The sequence below is a fragment of the Klebsiella sp. Lac1 genome (assembly GCF_009825425.1).
In the GTDB taxonomy this organism is placed as follows: Bacteria; Pseudomonadota; Gammaproteobacteria; order Enterobacterales; family Enterobacteriaceae; genus Klebsiella; species Klebsiella electrica.
On record NZ_VJZJ01000001.1, the window covers coordinates 1,671,401 to 1,688,286 of the forward strand.

Below are 16,886 nucleotides of genomic sequence, written 5' to 3' on the forward strand. Positions count from 1 at the left end.
TTACATGACACACACAATGACTAATTCTGCTGACGCAATGATGATTACGCTCGAAAATGTGAATAAATGGTACGGCCAGTTTCACGTCTTGAAAGACATTAACCTGCAGGTGAAACCGCGTGAACGCATTGTCCTCTGCGGGCCTTCAGGATCGGGTAAATCGACCACGATTCGTTGCATCAACCACCTGGAAGAGCACCAGCAGGGGCGGATCGTCGTTGATGGCATTCATCTGAACGATGATGTCCGCAACATAGAGCGCGTACGCACTGAAGTCGGCATGGTATTTCAACACTTTAATCTGTTCCCTCACCTCACCGTTTTGCAGAACTGTACCCTGGCGCCGACCTGGGTGCGTAAGATGCCGGCGAAGGAAGCGGAAGCGCTGGCAATGCATTATCTGCAACGTGTCCGCATCGCGGAACATGCGCATAAATTTCCCGGACAGCTGTCGGGTGGTCAGCAGCAGCGCGTGGCGATCGCCCGTTCCCTGTGCATGAAACCCAAAATCATGTTGTTCGATGAGCCCACCTCCGCGCTTGACCCGGAGATGGTCAAAGAAGTGCTCGATACCATGATTGGCCTGGCGGAAGATGGCATGACGATGCTGTGCGTCACTCATGAAATGGGCTTTGCACGCACGGTGGCGGATCGGGTGATCTTCATGGACCGCGGCGAGATTGTCGAACAGGCGCCGCCGCAGGAGTTCTTCTCCCATCCAAAATCAGAACGTACACGGACGTTTTTGTCGCAGGTTATACACTAAACATCCGGGGTTTCCCCCCTCGACTCTCGCTGAGGGGGGAAATAATAGCGCTCAGCCGCGCTGCACATCGACCGCAACTTCAAGGGCCAGCGTTACCCCGCCATCGAAAATAACCCCCTGCAACGGGGCAACATCGGCGTAATCCCTGCCCCACGCCGTGACAATATGTTGCCCCTGAGGCATGAGATCGTTGGTCGGGTCAAACTCCAGCCAGCCTGCGTCGGGGATAAAAATGGCAAACCACGCATGCGACGCATCGGTCCCGACTAATTTTTCCTGCCCCTCGGGCGGTAGCGTTTCGATATAGCCGCTGATATAGCGCGCGGGTAAGCCGACGGAACGCAGGCAGGCGATCGCCAGATGGGCAAAATCCTGACAGACCCCCCGCTTTTCCTGTAAGACCTGCTCTGGCGGGGTGCTGACGCTGGTCGCAATCGGATCGAAAGTAAACTCCTCAAAAATGCGATGGGTCAATGCCGCCGCCGCCTGAATGACCGGGGCATCATCATGGAAAATATCCGCCGCGTAGCAGGCCAGCCGCTCAGAACGGCGAATTAAACTGGAGTCGAGCAAATACTCCTTCGCCATCCGCAGCTCCGGCGTCACGGACTCATGCAATTGCTGCCGATACTCTCCGCAGGTCAGAGAGTGGCTATGCAGCAGATCCGCGCGGTTGATTTCGTCAATATCAAGCTCACTTTCCATCTCAATGGTCAGAGTGTCGTGCGGGACCTGGATCGAGAAATAAAACGTCAGATTGCCAAAATAATCATACCCTTCGTTCTGATAAACCGGCATCGGCGTTACGGTTATCCGCCGCTGTACGCAGTGCTGACTGGCGGTATTGCGCGGCAACAGGTGCGTCATGTTGTAGCATAACGTCACCGGAGAGTTGTACTGGTACTTTGTAAGATGTCGTACCCGGTATTTCATAAGTCGGTCTTCCACTGGGTGTTAATCAGTTGCTGCGGTCCATTGGCGTGGTCGAAATATTTGTCGCTCAGCAAGGTAGTGAATTGCTCCAGCTGACTGATTATCTGCGTCATTAACGTATCCAGTTGTTCACGCAGTCCGGTGGGTTCATCGACCTGCGCCAGTCGATCGAGATCGGCAAGTTGTATATCCGTGAGTGATTTCATCACCGGGCGCATATCCGATGTCAGGCTGGAGGTCTGTCCCTCCTGGCGCGGCAAATCGAGGAGATATTTACGCAACCGATCGACCTGATAAATCAACGAACGCGGGTTCGTCCCATCCAGCATCAATAAATCCAGACCGGAAATGATATTCATCTGCCCCCGGTAACGTCGTCGAAAAGAAATTAACGCCTCGACGCTCATCAGTACCGATTCTAAAATTTGCTGTTGCTGTAAACCCGGAACGGCGCGGGTCAAAGTATGTTTCAGCAGAATGGCGGTCAGACGCGCTCGTTCGGCACGGCGACCAATCTCCTGGAACCGCCAGTCCATGCCCCGCAGCATGCTTTCATGATTCAGTCCGGACAAGGCCAGTAAAGAGGTGACCAGATTATCCAGCGACTCTTCCGGCAATTCCGGCAGCCCGTCTTGATATGCGACCTCCACCGTCCGAATATAATCACGTAATTCATTGATGATAATGCGCGTATCGGCCGACAGCATCTCTTTCACCTGCTCACCGCAGGCCAGCATGTTGAGAATATTAAATTTTATCGATCCCGTGCGTTGGCCATCGCACACCAGGGAAGAAAGCTCATGATTCTGATCGCCGACAGCGCCGCTTTCTGGCAACGTCCCGGTAAGCGCAGATAATGCCCCCAGCAGAATCTCGCGGCTTTCCGGCATAAAATGCTCAACGCCGTTAAGCTGCTTGAAAAGAATACGTATCAGACGCAGGCTCATCTCCGCGCGTTCCGCATAGCGGCCAAACCAGAACAGGTTTTCTATCACCCGGCTGGGCAAATTTCCCTCATCGCGCGGAATCGAGTCCGTCAGAGGGGGTTGCGCGGTATCGAGATTTTCCCCAAGTATCCACGTATCTTTACTCCACGCCCCGGATAAGTCGCTGACGATACATTCATCGGCCGACTCTGCCACCCGCGACAACGTTCCGGGCATGACGCAGTACCCTTCAGGCGCGGCAACGGTGAACGCGCGGAAAATCGTCGGACGATACTCAATTTGCTGATTCGCCCACACCGGGACGCGTGAGCCCGGAATATAGGCCTGCGCCACGTAGCTGTGCGGGCTGGCGGTGATTTGCTGAATAATCAGCTTGCGGCCCGCGTCATCCAGACTATGACCATAGATACTTTTGCTATCAAAACTACGATAAGACGGTTTGATGATCAGTTGCTCAAGGTGGTGGATCACGAAGTCGCGGTCCTCCACTCGGCCGCACCACCAGGTTTTAACCGTGGGGATCAACAGCGGTTCGCCCAGCAAAAACTGACTAATTTCCGCGAGAAACGCCAGCAACGCCGGTGCTTCAAGGACCCCTGAGCCCAGAGGGTTAGCCAGCACGACGTTACCGTTGCGCACCACTTCAAGCAGCCCTGGCACCCCCAGGCGCGAGTCGGAGCGGAGTTCGGTCTGATCGCAGTAGGCATCATCCATCCGGCGCACAATCACATCGACTTCCGACAGCCCATTCAGGGATTTCAACCATACTCTGCCGTTACGCACGGTCAGGTCGCCCCCCTGCACCAGCTGAAAACCGAGATAGTTTGCCAGATAAGCGTGCTCAAAATAGGTACTGCTGTAGGCGCCGGGAGTCAGAACGACGATCCGTGGGGTATCGGTTTTGTGGCTGGCGAGGCTGGCCAGCGTATGCCGTAGCGCATGAAAGAAACCGGAAAGCCGCCGGACATGGCTGTTACGAAACAACGATGGCAGGACGCGGGAAACGGCGATTCGGTTTTCCAGAACATAACCGGTACCGCTCGGGGCCTGGGTGCGATCGCCAATCGCCACAAACCGTCCATTCCCGCCGCGAACCAAATCGACCGCGTGGAAGATAAGATTATGGGCCCCAGGCAAATGGATACCGTGGCATTGACGCAGAAAACCAGGGTGAGAGAAGATGATTTCCGAGGGGATAACCCCTTCTTTCAACAGCCGCTGTTCGCCATAGAGATCTTTAAGCATCAGGTCGAATAGCCGCGAACGCTGCGCCAGCCCGCGTTCCACGCTTGACCACTCCTCCTCCGCCAACAGATTGGGGATGATATCCAGCGACCAGACGTTTGGCGAAAGCGGATCGCCATTCAGGTTATAGGTGGCGCCATCGTCGCGCAAAATACGCTGGGCCTGACGCAGACGGTTTTCCATCCCTTCCACACCCATCTCACTGACGCTGTTCATCACCTCTGTCCAGTGTGGACGGAGGGTGTTCGTCAGATCGCAGGCCTCGTTATAAATGGCTGTCGAAGCGCTATCGACAGCGAAAGAAGCCGGCTCACAGGCCGGCGTGATTGATTCAGAAAAAGATGCGGTCATGTATTCTGATTACCCGGCTCAAAACTAAATCCTAGTATACTTCCTGCGAAGGTCCAAAGTATGAGGGTATTCGTCGCCAGGTTCCTCAGCAGGCGGAGCCATCGGGCGGGGAACCTGCTCATGCTCATAGAATGTTCTGAGCGCGCTGAATGCCGGCGGGGGAACCAATGCGCCCTGGGTAAAACCATGATCCCAGAAGCGATTGACACGCCTGGCTTCGGCTTCATTGCTGTTGACCGGTCGCGTCTCATAGTTTCGTCCGCCAGGGTGGCTGACACGATAGGTGCAGCCACCGATGGAAAGACCATTCCAGGTATCAATCAAATCAAACACCAGCGGGGTATTCACCCCCAGCGTCGGATGCAGCGCCGACGGCGGCGCCCACGCCCGATAACGTACCGCCCCCACCATCTCCCCTTGTCTTCCGGTCGCCCGCAGCGGCACGCGGCGACCGTTACACGCCAGCACGTAGCGCCCTTCGGTTAAACCAGACAGGCGTACCTGTATACGTTCGACCGAGGAGTCAACATAGCGCGAGGTCCCGGACAGCGTCACCTCCTCGCCCAGAACATGCCACGGCTCGATGGCCCAGCGCAGCTCCAGCTCAATATCATCAATTTGCTGACGACCATAGTGCGGGAAACGGAACTCTTCAAACGGCAACAGCCACGCCAGTTTGAAGGGATAACCATGACGCTGCAGGTCATCCACCACCTCTTTCACATCCTGCCAGACGAAATGCGGCAACATAAATTTATCGTGCAGCTGCGTCCCCCAGCGGACCAGCGGCTGGTGATACGGTTCTTTCCAGAAACGCGCCACCAGGCAGCGGAGCAGCAGCAGTTGCACCAGCGACATGCGAGCGTGAGGGGGCATTTCGAAGCCGCGGAACTCCAGCAGCCCCAGGCGGCCGCTACTGCTGCCTGCCGCATAGAGTTTGTCGATGCAAAATTCTGAACGGTGGGTATTGCCGGTGACATCCACCAGCAGGTTGCGCATCAGCCTGTCCACCAGCCATGGTGTATCAACCAGCCCTTCCGGCATATTCTGGAAGGCGATTTCCATTTCATAGAGGGCTTCGTCTCGCCCTTCATCCGGACGCGGAGCCTGACTGGTTGGGCCAATAAACATGCCGGAGAATAAATAGGAAAGACCGGGATGATGTTGCCAGTAAGTCACCAGACTACGCAGGAGATCGGGACGTCGAAGTACCGGACTGTCGGCTGGCGTACTCCCGCCCAGGGTGACATGGTTCCCCCCTCCGGTACCGGTGTGCCGGCCATCAAGCATAAACTTCTCGGCACCCAGCCTTGCCTGGTGCGCCTGCTCGTAGAGTGTTTCAATATTATGCACCAGCTCATCCCAGTGGCTGGCCGGGTGAATATTGACCTCGATAACGCCTGGGTCGGGGGTCAACAACAGCTTCTGCAAGCGAGGATCTTTTGGCGGTTCATAACCTTCAATCACCACCGGCAGCTGCAGTTCACTGGCAGCCTCTTCGATGGCATGCACCAGGGCCACGTAATTCTCGAGATGGGTGACCGGCGGCAGGAACAGATGCAGCTTGCCCTCGCGCGGTTCGAGACACAGCGCGGTACGGACCACGTTTTTAGTACCGTTGGCGAGTGTTTTTTGTTGCTGCAAGGTCTGTCGGGCACGGACAGGGGCCGCCTCTCCTCCCATCGCAAAGACCGGCAGGGGTTCACGAGGTTCAAAAGGATCCCGTTCGACGACGATCTCATCGTCGGCTAATGGCGGCAGCGAATTGAGCGGCAGACGATAACCCATCGCGCTATCACCGGGGATCAGCGTAATCAGCCCGGCACGCATTGGCCAGGGGCTACTTTGCCAGCATGTACCATCGAATTCGACAGGCAGGATGTAGCCCGTGGCGTTTTCCATACCGCGGCTAAGTAAACTCGCCAGTCTCCGCCGTTCGAGGTCATGATTCAGATTTGCGCTCCTCGGATCGGCCCCCTCCGGCAGAGAACGCTCCAGCCACAGATAGTAGAGCGAATCTTCATAAGCGGGTTGCAAATAGCGGGTGGCAACGCCTAGCTGCTGGCATAGCGCCTGACCAAACCGTTCCGCGTCGCTAAGGGTATGACCATAATCCCGATCGACGCGGGCTAAGAGCGCCTGATCGTGCCACAACGCCTCGCCATCGGTGCGCCAGAAGCACCCGAGCGCCCAACGCGGAACCTCTTCGCCCGGATACCACTTGCCCTGACCATAATGCAGAAATCCGCCGCGACTAAACTGCGTTTTTAAGCGCAGTAACAGATCTTTCGCGAGGCGTAATTTATCTTTACCCAGCGCATCGGTATTCCACTGCGCGGAATCCATATCGTCAATGGAGATAAACGTCGGTTCGCCCCCCATCGTCAGACGCACATCGTTAGATTGCAGCTCGGCGTCAACGGCGCGCCCCAGCGCGTTGATGTTCAGCCACTCATCTTCGCTATAAGGCCGTGTGACCCGCGGATCTTCATGAATGCGGGTGACGATATTGGAATAGCTGAACTCGCATTCGCACGGGTCGGTTGCGCCGGTAATCGGCGCCGCAGACTGCGGGTCGGCGGTGCAGGCTAAAGGAATATGCCCTTCGCCGGCGAACAGGCCGCTGGTCGGGTCGAGCCCTACCCACCCGGCTCCGGGCAAATAGACCTCGCACCAGGCGTGCAGATCGGTGAAATCCTGTTCCGGGCCAGACGGACCGTCCAGCGCTTTCACATCGGCGGTTAACTGCACCAGATAGCCGGAGGCAAAGCGCGCGGCCAGCCCCAGATTACGCAGTATCTGTACCAGCAACCACGAGGTATCCCGGCAGGAGCCTTTTTTCAACGTCAGCGTCTCCTGGCAACTCTGCACGCCGGGTTCAAGGCGAATACCGTAGTCAATTTCGTTGGCCAGCCGACTATTGAGCTGCACAAGGAAGGTCACAATAGGCACCATTTCCTCGCAATCAACGCTTGCCAGCCACGCCTCCAGTTCAGGACACTGCTCGGTGACCTTGAGATAAGGCGCAAGTTCTTCTTGCATCAAGGCATCATAGGCAAAGGGGAAATTCTCGGCATACTCTTCGATAAAGAAGTCAAACGGGTTGATCACGGTCATATCCGCGATCACCTCCACCGCAAACTCCAGGCGCTTCACTTTTTCAGGAAACACCAGCCGCGCCTGATAGTTACCGAACGGGTCCTGCTGCCAGTTAATAAAATGGTCCTCTGGCGTCACTTTCAGGGAGTAGCCATGGATATGGGTACGTGAATGAGGCGCAGGCCGCAGACGCAAAATATGTGGCGCCACGTTGATCAAACGGTCGAAGTCATAGGTCGTTTTATGTTGAATCGCTACCCGGATGGTCATACGGCATCTCCTTGCAGGAAATGAAACCAGTTATCGGTAATCAGGTGATGAAGCGCAATCAGGCTGAGCTGGATTTCATTAAGATAGAGGCTGAACTCGCGGTTCAGATCGTGGGAGTGATCCACGCCCCGGGTCGCAAGCAGCAAACTGTCGATGTGCTCCGAAACGGCTGACGCCCGCGGCAGTTCAGCGGCAGCCAGTTTGATCTGCTCCAGGCAAAAGCGCTGCGAACGGGGAAAATGCCTGTCCGTCAGGAGCAGCGTGACCACCAGCGAGCCTTTAATCGAGCAGCGCATCACCCGGCGAAAACTGAGATAGGCACTTTGCGATTTCAGTACCTTCGACCACACGACCTGGCCTAACTTAATGCTCTCTTCCTCACGCGCCTGCATCATCAGGGAGTTCGCGGCGTCAAGAATGCGCGTATTCATATCGGCGCGCTCAAGATAGCGTCCCATGTTCAGAAAATACCAGCCGGCATCACGACTCATCGAACCGGTCAGTAAACCAATAATTTTCTGACATCCTTCAATGATGGTATTGAGGTAGGTATGCCGTTCAGAGCGGTTGATACCAAGGCGGATATTCTGCCGGGCGTAGAGATCCAGCTCATTGATCAGTTCCCACATCTCTCCCGGCACAACATCGCGGCTGGTACGAATATTTTCCCGGACCATTTTTAAAGACGACAGCAGAGAATCGGGATTGCTCTCGTCGGCCAGCAGAAACTTCAGCACATTGCGTTCGTCTTTAACTTTGTAGCGCTGGCCAAATAACGCGACGCCGCTGTTAATTTCAATCAGGTTATACCAGGATACGGCGATGTCTCGCGGCAGATCGTAAAGCAGATCGTCATACACGCTGACTAACCGCGCGATATTTTCCACTCGCTCCAGATAACGCGCGCTCCAGTACAGGCGCGCGGCAACTCTTGATAGCATATTCATTATCTTTTGCTCTCCACGATCCAGGTATCCTTACTCCCACCGCCCTGCGATGAGTTAACCACTAACGAACCTTTTTTCATCGCCACCCGCGTCAACCCGCCGGTCGTCACGTAAGTCTCTTTGCTTTGCAAAATAAACGGGCGTAAATCAAGATGGCGTGGCTCGAGATAATCTTTGGCGATCAGCGCCGGGGCGGTGGAAAGCTTCAGCGTCGGCTGAGCGATATAATTACGTGGATTCGCCTGAATCAGTTCGGCAAACAGCTGCTGATCTTTTTTGGTCGAATGCGGCCCCACCAGCATGCCGTAACCGCCGGACTCGTTGGCCGGTTTAACCACCAGCTTATCCAGATTCTGCAGCACGTATTCGCGATCGTCGTCATTCTGACAGAGGTAGGTTTCGACATTAGGGAGAATAGGCTCTTCGTCCAGATAGTAGCGAATCAGAGCCGGCACATACGCATAGACGACTTTATCATCCGCAACCCCTGCTCCCGGCGCATTGGCCAGCGCGACGTTTCCGGCTTTCCATGCCCGCATCAGGCCGGGAACCCCGAGAACGGAATCAGGGTGAAAGGCTTCCGGGTCGAGGAACAAATCGTCAATACGTCGGTAAATCACATCCACCCGTTCCGGGCCGTAGATCGTTTTGGTATAGACGCAGTCGTCGTCGCCGACAAACAGATCGGCACCCTCGACCAGTTCCACCCCCATTTGCTGGGCCAGGAAAGCGTGCTCGAAGTAGGCCGAGTTATAAATACCCGGGGTCAGCACCACAATTTCCGGGCGTTCAACCTGGCGGGGCGACAGGGCTGTCAGGGTTTCCAGCAGTTGCGCAGGATAGGCATCAACCGGCTTAATATCGTCGCTTTCAAACAGTTCAGGCAGAACGCGCTTGGTAATGGCGCGGTTTTCCAGCATATACGAGACGCCGGATGGTACCCGCAGGTTATCTTCCAGGACGTAGAACTGCCCTGTTTCATCACGCACTAAATCGGTGCCGCAAATATGCGCCCATACGCCATAAGGCGGTGACATGCCAACGCACTCAGGACGGAAATTTTTAGATTCCTTAATAATATATTCAGGAATAATTCCATCTTTGATGCAGTTTTGTTCATTATACAGGTCATCAATAAAGCGGTTCAGGGCGGTAAGACGTTGCTTCAGTCCGGTTTCCGCGATCGCCCAGTCTTTCGCATCAATGATGCGGGGAATAATATCGAATGGCCAGATCCTGTCGATATTTCCTTTATCGGTATAGACCGTAAAACTAATCCCCATCTCCTGAATTGTCGCCTCTGCCGTCAGACGACGTTTCTCCAGTTCATCCGGAGGAAGAGAATCAAGACATTGAATCAGACGTTGCGCGGAAAGGCGTGGATTGCCCTCATGGTCGATCAGCTCATCGAAAAAGATGTCGGCTTCGTAATTTTTTATGAGTTTATGCATCAGCATTGTATCCTTGTGAAATCGCCGATCGTGACAGTATATGCTGCACCTGCGCAGAACTCAGTCCGGGCCCCTTTTATCTCCTCAAAAGGGTCGTGACGTTGTTAGCAACGGCAATACAAAATAATTATCCGCGTAACAATGCGGTTAACAGGGCTATGTGTGAATCAGGTATCCTGTTTAAAAATAACGGTGAATATGAATACTGAGATCCGTTTCAAACCCCATAATGACAACGTTGATTGTCTACTCCTCGCCGGCAATAACATCGGTACTGCTTATGGTCGCCACAAAGAAAGATTAAAATTCCCCCACGCTTTTTATCCTCTGTTACAAAGATAAGCACAAAGCATGCCATTAATTAATTACTTTAATATTAACAAGATATGAAATGAGTTGTGGTGTACTGCGGATCTGCTTTGCATCACGATGATGCATGAAAAATTTAGTGGGGCACCAAAACGAAGCATTGTTTTTGCTTCTGCCTGATTATCTGCGCGACAATGTTCACTGTGGTTGAATGATATGAGATGTTATGCAACTTCCTGAGCAGACCTGCCAGGCCGATCGGTGTAAAAGGCATTCCCTGCCCTTCGCCGCGGGTGAGCGGCAACGGATATAACCCTGCTCACGCATTTTAACTAAACTTCCATCGCTCAGGCAGACCATCCCCGTCGTCAGTAATTCAAATCCGGTTTTATCCGCCACGAAATAAATAAAAATCTTCCCGTAGGGTAACTGCGCATCACATATTGTCTGCATTAACTGGCGTTAGCGAAAAAGTGACCTTTCTCCCGGTATGCGGCCAGCACCCGGCAGCTGTCGGTGGCGCAAGCATAATCAGGAATGACCCCGGCGGCGGGCTGTCACCGGGGTGAATGTCGGGAGAACTAACGAATTACGGCAGCCTCGCTGTGCTTACGGATAAAGCGCGAGCGCCAGGGTTTCAGCAGCGCAATCGCCAGTGCGGCGGTAACAAAATCAAGCCCTATCGCGCAGCTGAAGACCACGCCCCACCCTTGAGTATGCTGGTACAGCAGCGCCGCCAGCGGGCCGCCGAAGATCGAACCGATCCCTTGCGAGATATACAACCAGCCGTAGTTCGAACTCGCGTACTCGCTGCCGAAGGTGTCGGTCAACGTAGAGGGAAACAGCGAAAAAATCTCTCCCCAACCGAAAAACACCACGCCGGACAACAGGACAAACAGCATCGGATCGTCCCGGCAGGCCAGCCACAGGGTCATCGCCACCCCTTCCAGCGCAAAGGCGATAAACATGGTGTTTTCACGGCCATAGCGATCGGAAATAAAACCGAACAGCGGACGCGTCAGGCCATTGGTAAAACGATCGATAGTCAGCGCCAGCGGCAGCGCGGCCATACCGAAGACTACCGCCTTGCTGATGCCGAAATCTTCAGCGAAGACCGCCATCTGCGACGTCACCATCAGTCCGGAGGTCGACATCATCGCCATCATGGCGAACATCAGCCAGAAAAGCGGTTCACGCAGCATTTCACGCGAAGTGAATTGCCGGGTACTTTGCGCGACGGTCTGACTGGCGGGCAACGCACCGCTATCAGGCGGCAGCTTCAGCCCCTGGCTGGCGAGAAATCCCACGGCGGCAAACAGGATGCCGAAGACCGTCATGGTCTGTTCCAGCCCGTATTGGCTCAACGAGACGGAGACCGGAAAGGTGGTCATAATCGCCCCCATGCCATACCCCGCGGCGACGGCACCGGCGGCAAATCCGCGCTGGCGGGGAAACCATCGCACCATTAAACCGACGACGCCGATATAGACAATACCGGTACCCAGACCGCCGAGGCAGCCATAGACGAGGTACAGCGCGGCCAGGCCGCTGACCTGAGCCGAGAGAACCCAGCTCAGCCCCGCCATGACCGTGCCGATAGAGATAAGCAGTCGCGGGCCAAAGCGCTCAACCAGCCGTCCCTGAAACGGCGAGAAAAAGGTCTGCAGGATAATCAACAGCGAAAAGGTCACCTGTAATTCCGCCAACCCGACGCCCAGCTTCTCGGTCAACGGTCTGGTCAGCAGCGTCCAGACATATTGTGGACTGGATATCGAAGCCATACAGATCAGGCCAAGTGAGAGTTGCGTCCATTTGCCATATCTGGCGACAACCAAAGGTTCTCTGAGAACGGTCATAATCAGCTCCAGTAATCCGCTAGCCACAAATCAAAAATGACGGCCGCGACGGTGATGGGGTCCTTGAAACCCCGGTCGTCCCCTGCGCATCCCAATACTTACAGTGCTAAGCATTAACCATGCCACGTTGCCTATTTGTTATTTATCAATATTTTATTTATCTTCGCGGGTTCAACCTGGCGTTGCCCTGCACCGCCGAAGTGCGGTTTTTGTGCGCCCGGCGTGCAGATAAAAAGGGAGATTGGCTATAATCGCCTCGCCGCCACCGGGAATGTTCCGGGTTCAGGCAGAGAAAGAGAAAGGAGTGAGATTGACTATTTCCGTTCGTCAGGCAACTCGTCATGACTGGCCAGCATTACAGCGGCTGTTCCTTTTATCGCGGTGTCATACGTTTACGTGGCTGAACGTCACCGATTTTCGCTTAACCGATCTGGAAAAGCAGACGGAAGGTGAAACGATCTGGCTGGCGCACGATCCGCAGGGAGAGCTGGCCGGGTTTATTGCCGTCTGGCTGCCAGACCACTTTATTCACCATTTGCATGTCGCTCCCGCCCGTCAGGGATGCGGAGTGGGCAAAATGCTGCTGCAGTCGCTACCCGGCTGGCAAGAGCACGGCTATCGACTCAAGTGCCTGACGCGTAATCGCAACGCGCTGGCGTTTTATGCCGCCAGCGGCTTTATCACGATTGACGAAGGGGTAAGCGACGAGGGCGCGTATCGCCTGCTGGAACGCAAAGGGGCGTGGCCGCAACAGGCGGCGAAGAAAATGCGCCCGCAGGCGCATCGTTGACGCGGCGCGGGTTTATTTTTCGCTGGCCGGGGATGTCACCCGCACACCGGCAAAAACAATAATCATGGCGCTGAGCAGGAGTAAACCGCTGCCGGTAAAGACGCCGCTGGCGCCGTTGAGATCAAACACCGCCCCACCGCCGGCCGCCCCGGCGCTGATAGCCAGCTGAATAGAGGCAACCAGTAGTCCGCCCGCGCTTTCTGCTTCATCCGGTACCGTCGTCGCCAGCCAGGTTGACCAGCCGACCGGCACCAGGCCGAAGGCAAAGCCCCACATGGCGACCAGCAGTCCGTCGAGGAGTGCGATGTGGCCGAAGGTCACCATCATCAGCGCCAGCACGCTCATGACCAGCGGAACCAGCGCCAACGTTAAACGCAGGCTGCGACTCAGCAGATGCCCGGCAAGAGAGGTGCCGATAAAGTTCGCCACCCCGAATCCGAGCAGAATCAGTGAAACGCCTTCGACGCTGGCCTGGGCGACGGTTTCCAGGAACGGCCGCAGATAGGTGAAAAAGGCAAAATGTCCGCTGAAGATTAAAATGGTGGCCAGCATCCCGCCGACCATGCCGGGACGGCGCAGAACCTTAAACAGCGTAGCAAAACTGCCGACGCTTTCCGGACGCATTGAGGGCAGTACCCACAGTTGCCACAGCAGCGCCAGTACGCTGGGGACCGTACAGAGAATAAAGACGCTGCGCCAGCCGATCAAACCGCCCAGATAGCTGCCCAGCGGCGCCGCCACCACGGTGGCTATCGACACGGCGGAGAAGATCACCGCCAGCGCTTTCGGCACCCATGCGGCAGGCACCAGACGCATCGCCGTGGCGGTCGACATCGACCAGAACCCGCCGATCGCTATCCCCAACAGCAGGCGTCCCAGCAGCAGAAACTCCAGCGAGCTGGCGAAGGCCACCATCAGGCTGGAGACGATCTGCAGGACGGAAAAGAACATCAGCACCCAGCGGCGATCGATATTTTTGGTCGCGGGGGTGATCAGCAATCCGGTCACCAGTGCCACCAGGGCTGTGGCGGTCACCGCCTGCCCCGCCATCCCTTCGCTGACCCCAAGGCTGGCGGCCATCGGCGTTAACAGACTGGCGGGAAGAAACTCTGCAACAATCAGGCCGAAAACGCCCAATGCCAGAGCATACACCGCGCGCCATGCGGGTTTGGCCGCGGTCATTCCCTCTTCGGCAGTTATGCAGGAACTCATATACATCTCTCCAGATTAATTAACATCGCGCCAAGGTTAGGGCTTTCCTGTCGGACGATCTATGATGCATACTCTGCAATTATTGATAATTCGTCCGGGATTACGTAGATGACTCGCCAGACCCTCGACCTGACCAGTGAACTCCTGCGCGGCATGCGCCTCTCCGGGGTCAATTACCGTCGTATCGAAACCGGCTGCCCGTTCGGGGTGGCCTTCAACTCCGTGTCGGGGAAAGCCCAGTTCCACTTCGTCAGTCGCGGACAAGCGCTGCTGCGGATGGCCAGCGGCCAGCGGCTGACGCTGGAAAGCGGCGATGCGCTGTTTATTCCCAACGGCGAGAGCCATGCGTTAATCTCCGATGACCAGGCGCAGGTGATTGATGTAGTGCAGTTAGCCAGCGAACCGGTCTGCGCGACGGTGTGCTGCGTCAAGCATGATGGCGTGCAGAAAGAGACGGAAGAGACGGAAGAGACGGAAAATACCGTCATCTTCAGCGGCTGCATGGATTTTGAACTGGGGGGCATGCAGCCGCTGGTCAAAGCGATGCCGGAAGTGATGCTGGTCAGCCGTCTGCTGAAAACCTGGCCCGAAATCCACCCGCTGCTGCTGGCGATGGAGCGCGAATCGCTCACCCGGCAGGCGGGCTACGCCGGTATTCTGGCGCGACTTGCCGATGTAGTGGCGGCGCTGATTGTTCGCGGCTGGGTGGAGTGCGGCTGCGGCAACGCCACCGGCTGGGTACAGGTGCTGCGCGATCCCAAACTCGCCAGAGCTATCTACGCGATGCATCAGCAGCCTGGCGTCAACTGGAAAGTCGCCGAGCTTGCTCGTGAGGCCGGGACCTCGCGTTCCGTTTTTGCGGAGCGTTTCCTCGCCGCCACCGGTACCACACCCGCGCGTTACCTCACGGAACTGCGGATGCGGCTGGCCGCACAGTATATTTCTGATGAAGGTCTGCCCCTGGAAAAGGTTGCCTTCCGCCTGGGATACAGCTCGCTGGCCGCCTTCAGCCGCGCCTTTAAACGCATCACCGGCAAAGCGCCGGGCGCGCTGCGTGGCGAGACGGTGCTGTAACCTCTTCGCACCTTCACACCAGGGCTACACCCTACTCTTTTTTATTCTGCCAGTTAGCCCACGGATTATCCGCCGGGAGGTCCTCTTTTGCCGTATCGGCTTCGGACAGCGAATCAATATACAGTTCTTCAACTTCTTTGCGCGCCCAGGGGGTCCGACGTAAAAATTTGAGGCTCGATTTGATGCTCGGGTCGCTCTTAAAACAGTTGATAGTGATCCGTTGTGCCAGTCCGGCCCAACCATACCTCGCCACCAGGGCGTTCAGTAAAGCCTCGAGGGTGACGCCATGAAGAGGATCTTTGGAAGGCTGCATTGCGATGTTGAATCCTGAATACCTGAGAAATGTCGCACACCATACTGGCTACCTCGCCCCTGTGCAAGGCAGAAAGAGAGTTGGCGCCGCCTTTATCCATTATTCGCAAAAGCACAGAACCCCGCGCGGTCATAAATTAGAAAAGAAGGTTATTGGTTGATTATTTGCCGTTGAGGCAAGCTGTGCTCACCCCACAGAATGAGGAAATCGCCATGCGCTGTTGTTGTCCCCGAACCCTGAACCTGAATAAACGCTCTTCCCTGAACGCTGTCTTCGGAGAACACAATGAACGCAACGACCTTGCCGATTCTCGATCTTGCTCGCTACGCCGATCCGGCTGAGAAAACGGCTTTTCTGGCCGACCTTCGCTATGCGGCCCGCGAGATAGGCTTCTTTTATCTGATCAATCATGGCGTCGACGATGCCTTACAACAGGCTGTCCAGCAGCAATCCCGCCGCTTTTTTGCCCTGTCTGATGAGCAAAAACAGCCGGTCGCAATGATTCATTCCCCTCACTTTCGCGGCTACAACCGCGCCGCATCGGAGCTGACCCGCGGGCAGCCAGACTGGCGAGAACAATTTGATATTGGCGCCGAGCGTCCGGCGCTGCATCTTAATGACGATGCGCCGCGCTGGCAGCGCCTGCAGGGGCCTAACCTGTGGCCGGAAGCCCTGCCGACGCTGAAACCCACGCTGCTCAGCTGGCAGCGCGCCATGACCCAGGTCGGCACCACCCTGCTGCGCGCCTTTGCTGAAGCGCTGGCGCTGCCTGATGACGCCTTTGACACCTTGTATGGCAATAAACCCAACGAGCATATCAAACTGATCCGCTATCCCGGTCAGCATGAGGCGCAAAGCCATCAGGGCGTCGGCGCGCATAAGGACTCCGGGTTCCTCAGCTTCCTGCTTCAGGATGAGCAAAAGGGTCTGCAGGTGGAAGTGGCTCCCGGACAATGGATCGACGCAACCCCGCTGGCCGGCAGCTTTGTCGTCAATATTGGCGAACTGCTGGAGCTGGCCACCAATGGCTATCTGCGCGCCACCGTGCATCGGGTTGTGTCTCCGCCAGCGCACCTGGAGCGCCTCTCCATCGCCTTTTTCCTCGGCGCGCAGCTGGATGCCACCGTCCCGGTCTATACCCTTCCGCCAGAGCTGGCGCAGGAAGCGCTCGGGCCGGACAGCGACCCGCAGAATCCGCTGCTGCGCGAAGTGGGCTGGAATTACCTGAAGGGCCGCCTGCGCTCCCACCCGGATGTGGCTGAGCGTTACTACCAGGATGTGTTTCGCGAACGCGCCGCGCAACCGATCGTTTAAAGATAAAAA

12 protein-coding genes and 1 pseudogene are annotated in these 16,886 nt (G+C 56.1%); 4 read left to right on the forward strand and 9 right to left on the reverse strand.

The annotated features are described in order from the left end of the window. Nucleotides 1-4 precede the first annotated feature (4 nt). Nucleotides 5-766 carry an amino acid ABC transporter ATP-binding protein gene (locus FNY10_RS07900; protein WP_131050359.1) on the forward strand — a complete coding sequence of 254 codons (762 nt, stop codon included), beginning with the start codon at nucleotides 5-7 and terminating at the stop codon, nucleotides 764-766. Between the two features lie 51 nt (nucleotides 767-817). Here FNY10_RS07900 and FNY10_RS07905 read toward each other — a convergent pair whose 3' ends face one another. The 7 genes and pseudogenes from FNY10_RS07905 to oxlT form a co-directional block, all read right to left on the reverse strand. Further along, the gene (locus FNY10_RS07905; protein WP_131050360.1) at nucleotides 818-1,699 is read right to left on the reverse strand and encodes a transglutaminase family protein; all 882 of its coding nucleotides are present in this window, start codon (nucleotides 1,697-1,699) and stop codon (nucleotides 818-820) included. Next, entirely contained in the window at nucleotides 1,696-4,107 is a 2,412-nt protein-coding gene (locus tag FNY10_RS07910) for a circularly permuted type 2 ATP-grasp protein (RefSeq protein ID WP_202395529.1), read from the reverse strand. Before FNY10_RS07910 ends, FNY10_RS07905 begins: the two co-directional genes overlap by 4 nt. Before the next feature lie 159 nt (nucleotides 4,108-4,266). After that, nucleotides 4,267-7,611 (reverse strand): transglutaminase family protein, encoded by a 3,345-nt coding sequence (locus FNY10_RS07915; RefSeq protein WP_160704954.1) that lies wholly within the window; start codon nucleotides 7,609-7,611, stop codon nucleotides 4,267-4,269. After that, nucleotides 7,608-8,558, reverse strand: coding sequence for an alpha-E domain-containing protein (locus FNY10_RS07920; RefSeq protein ID WP_202395528.1), 951 nt, complete (start codon nucleotides 8,556-8,558; stop codon nucleotides 7,608-7,610). Before FNY10_RS07920 ends, FNY10_RS07915 begins: the two co-directional genes overlap by 4 nt. Next, on the reverse strand, nucleotides 8,558-10,009 hold the full coding sequence (locus tag FNY10_RS07925; RefSeq protein ID WP_100683834.1) for a circularly permuted type 2 ATP-grasp protein: 1,452 nt from the start codon (nucleotides 10,007-10,009) through the stop codon (nucleotides 8,558-8,560). The genes FNY10_RS07920 and FNY10_RS07925 overlap by 1 nt, the downstream gene beginning before the upstream one ends. Before the next feature lie 612 nt (nucleotides 10,010-10,621). Further along, nucleotides 10,622-10,780: pseudogene (locus FNY10_RS26830) on the reverse strand (GNAT family N-acetyltransferase); the annotation flags it as partial. Between the two features lie 119 nt (nucleotides 10,781-10,899). Beyond that, nucleotides 10,900-12,174 (reverse strand): oxalate/formate MFS antiporter, encoded by a 1,275-nt coding sequence (gene oxlT / locus FNY10_RS07930; protein WP_160704953.1) that lies wholly within the window; start codon nucleotides 12,172-12,174, stop codon nucleotides 10,900-10,902. Between the two features lie 304 nt (nucleotides 12,175-12,478). Here oxlT and FNY10_RS07935 point away from each other — a divergent pair, with 304 nt between their 5' ends. Next, complete coding sequence (locus tag FNY10_RS07935) at nucleotides 12,479-12,964, forward strand: GNAT family N-acetyltransferase (RefSeq protein WP_416309066.1); 486 nt, start codon at nucleotides 12,479-12,481, stop codon at nucleotides 12,962-12,964. A 12-nt stretch (nucleotides 12,965-12,976) separates the two neighbouring features. Here the strand turns inward: FNY10_RS07935 and FNY10_RS07940 are convergent, their stop codons facing one another. Next, a complete protein-coding gene (locus FNY10_RS07940) occupies nucleotides 12,977-14,176 on the reverse strand; it encodes an MFS transporter (protein WP_100683716.1) in 1,200 nt (399 codons plus the stop codon). 108 nt (nucleotides 14,177-14,284) lie between these two features. On the opposite strand from FNY10_RS07940, the gene FNY10_RS07945 reads away from it, so the two are divergent. Continuing rightward, nucleotides 14,285-15,250, forward strand: coding sequence for an AraC family transcriptional regulator (locus FNY10_RS07945; RefSeq protein ID WP_160704951.1), 966 nt, complete (start codon nucleotides 14,285-14,287; stop codon nucleotides 15,248-15,250). A 31-nt stretch (nucleotides 15,251-15,281) separates the two neighbouring features. Here the strand turns inward: FNY10_RS07945 and FNY10_RS07950 are convergent, their stop codons facing one another. Continuing rightward, complete coding sequence (locus FNY10_RS07950) at nucleotides 15,282-15,563, reverse strand: VF530 family DNA-binding protein (RefSeq protein ID WP_131050367.1); 282 nt, start codon at nucleotides 15,561-15,563, stop codon at nucleotides 15,282-15,284. 285 nt (nucleotides 15,564-15,848) lie between these two features. Between FNY10_RS07950 and FNY10_RS07955 the strand changes: the two genes are divergently transcribed. Then, complete coding sequence (locus FNY10_RS07955) at nucleotides 15,849-16,877, forward strand: isopenicillin N synthase family dioxygenase (protein WP_160704950.1); 1,029 nt, start codon at nucleotides 15,849-15,851, stop codon at nucleotides 16,875-16,877. The last annotated feature ends 9 nt before the right edge of the window (nucleotides 16,878-16,886 follow it).

Excerpts from the sequence above, each read along its gene's own strand:
- FNY10_RS07900 (WP_131050359.1), top strand. The coding sequence starts at position 5 with ATGACACACACAATGACTAATTCTGCTGACGCAATGATGATTACGCTC.
- FNY10_RS07940 (WP_100683716.1), bottom strand. The coding sequence starts at position 14,176 with ATGAGTTCCTGCATAACTGCCGAAGAGGGAATGACCGCGGCCAAACCC.
- FNY10_RS07925 (WP_100683834.1), bottom strand. The coding sequence starts at position 10,009 with ATGCATAAACTCATAAAAAATTACGAAGCCGACATCTTTTTCGATGAG.
- oxlT (WP_160704953.1), bottom strand. The coding sequence starts at position 12,174 with ATGACCGTTCTCAGAGAACCTTTGGTTGTCGCCAGATATGGCAAATGG.
- FNY10_RS07945 (WP_160704951.1), top strand. The coding sequence starts at position 14,285 with ATGACTCGCCAGACCCTCGACCTGACCAGTGAACTCCTGCGCGGCATG.
- FNY10_RS07915 (WP_160704954.1), bottom strand. The coding sequence starts at position 7,611 with ATGACCATCCGGGTAGCGATTCAACATAAAACGACCTATGACTTCGAC.
- FNY10_RS07920 (WP_202395528.1), bottom strand. The coding sequence starts at position 8,558 with ATGAATATGCTATCAAGAGTTGCCGCGCGCCTGTACTGGAGCGCGCGT.
- FNY10_RS07950 (WP_131050367.1), bottom strand. The coding sequence starts at position 15,563 with ATGCAGCCTTCCAAAGATCCTCTTCATGGCGTCACCCTCGAGGCTTTA.
- FNY10_RS07910 (WP_202395529.1), bottom strand. The coding sequence starts at position 4,107 with ATGAACAGCGTCAGTGAGATGGGTGTGGAAGGGATGGAAAACCGTCTG.
- FNY10_RS07955 (WP_160704950.1), top strand. The coding sequence starts at position 15,849 with ATGAACGCAACGACCTTGCCGATTCTCGATCTTGCTCGCTACGCCGAT.
- FNY10_RS07905 (WP_131050360.1), bottom strand. The coding sequence starts at position 1,699 with ATGAAATACCGGGTACGACATCTTACAAAGTACCAGTACAACTCTCCG.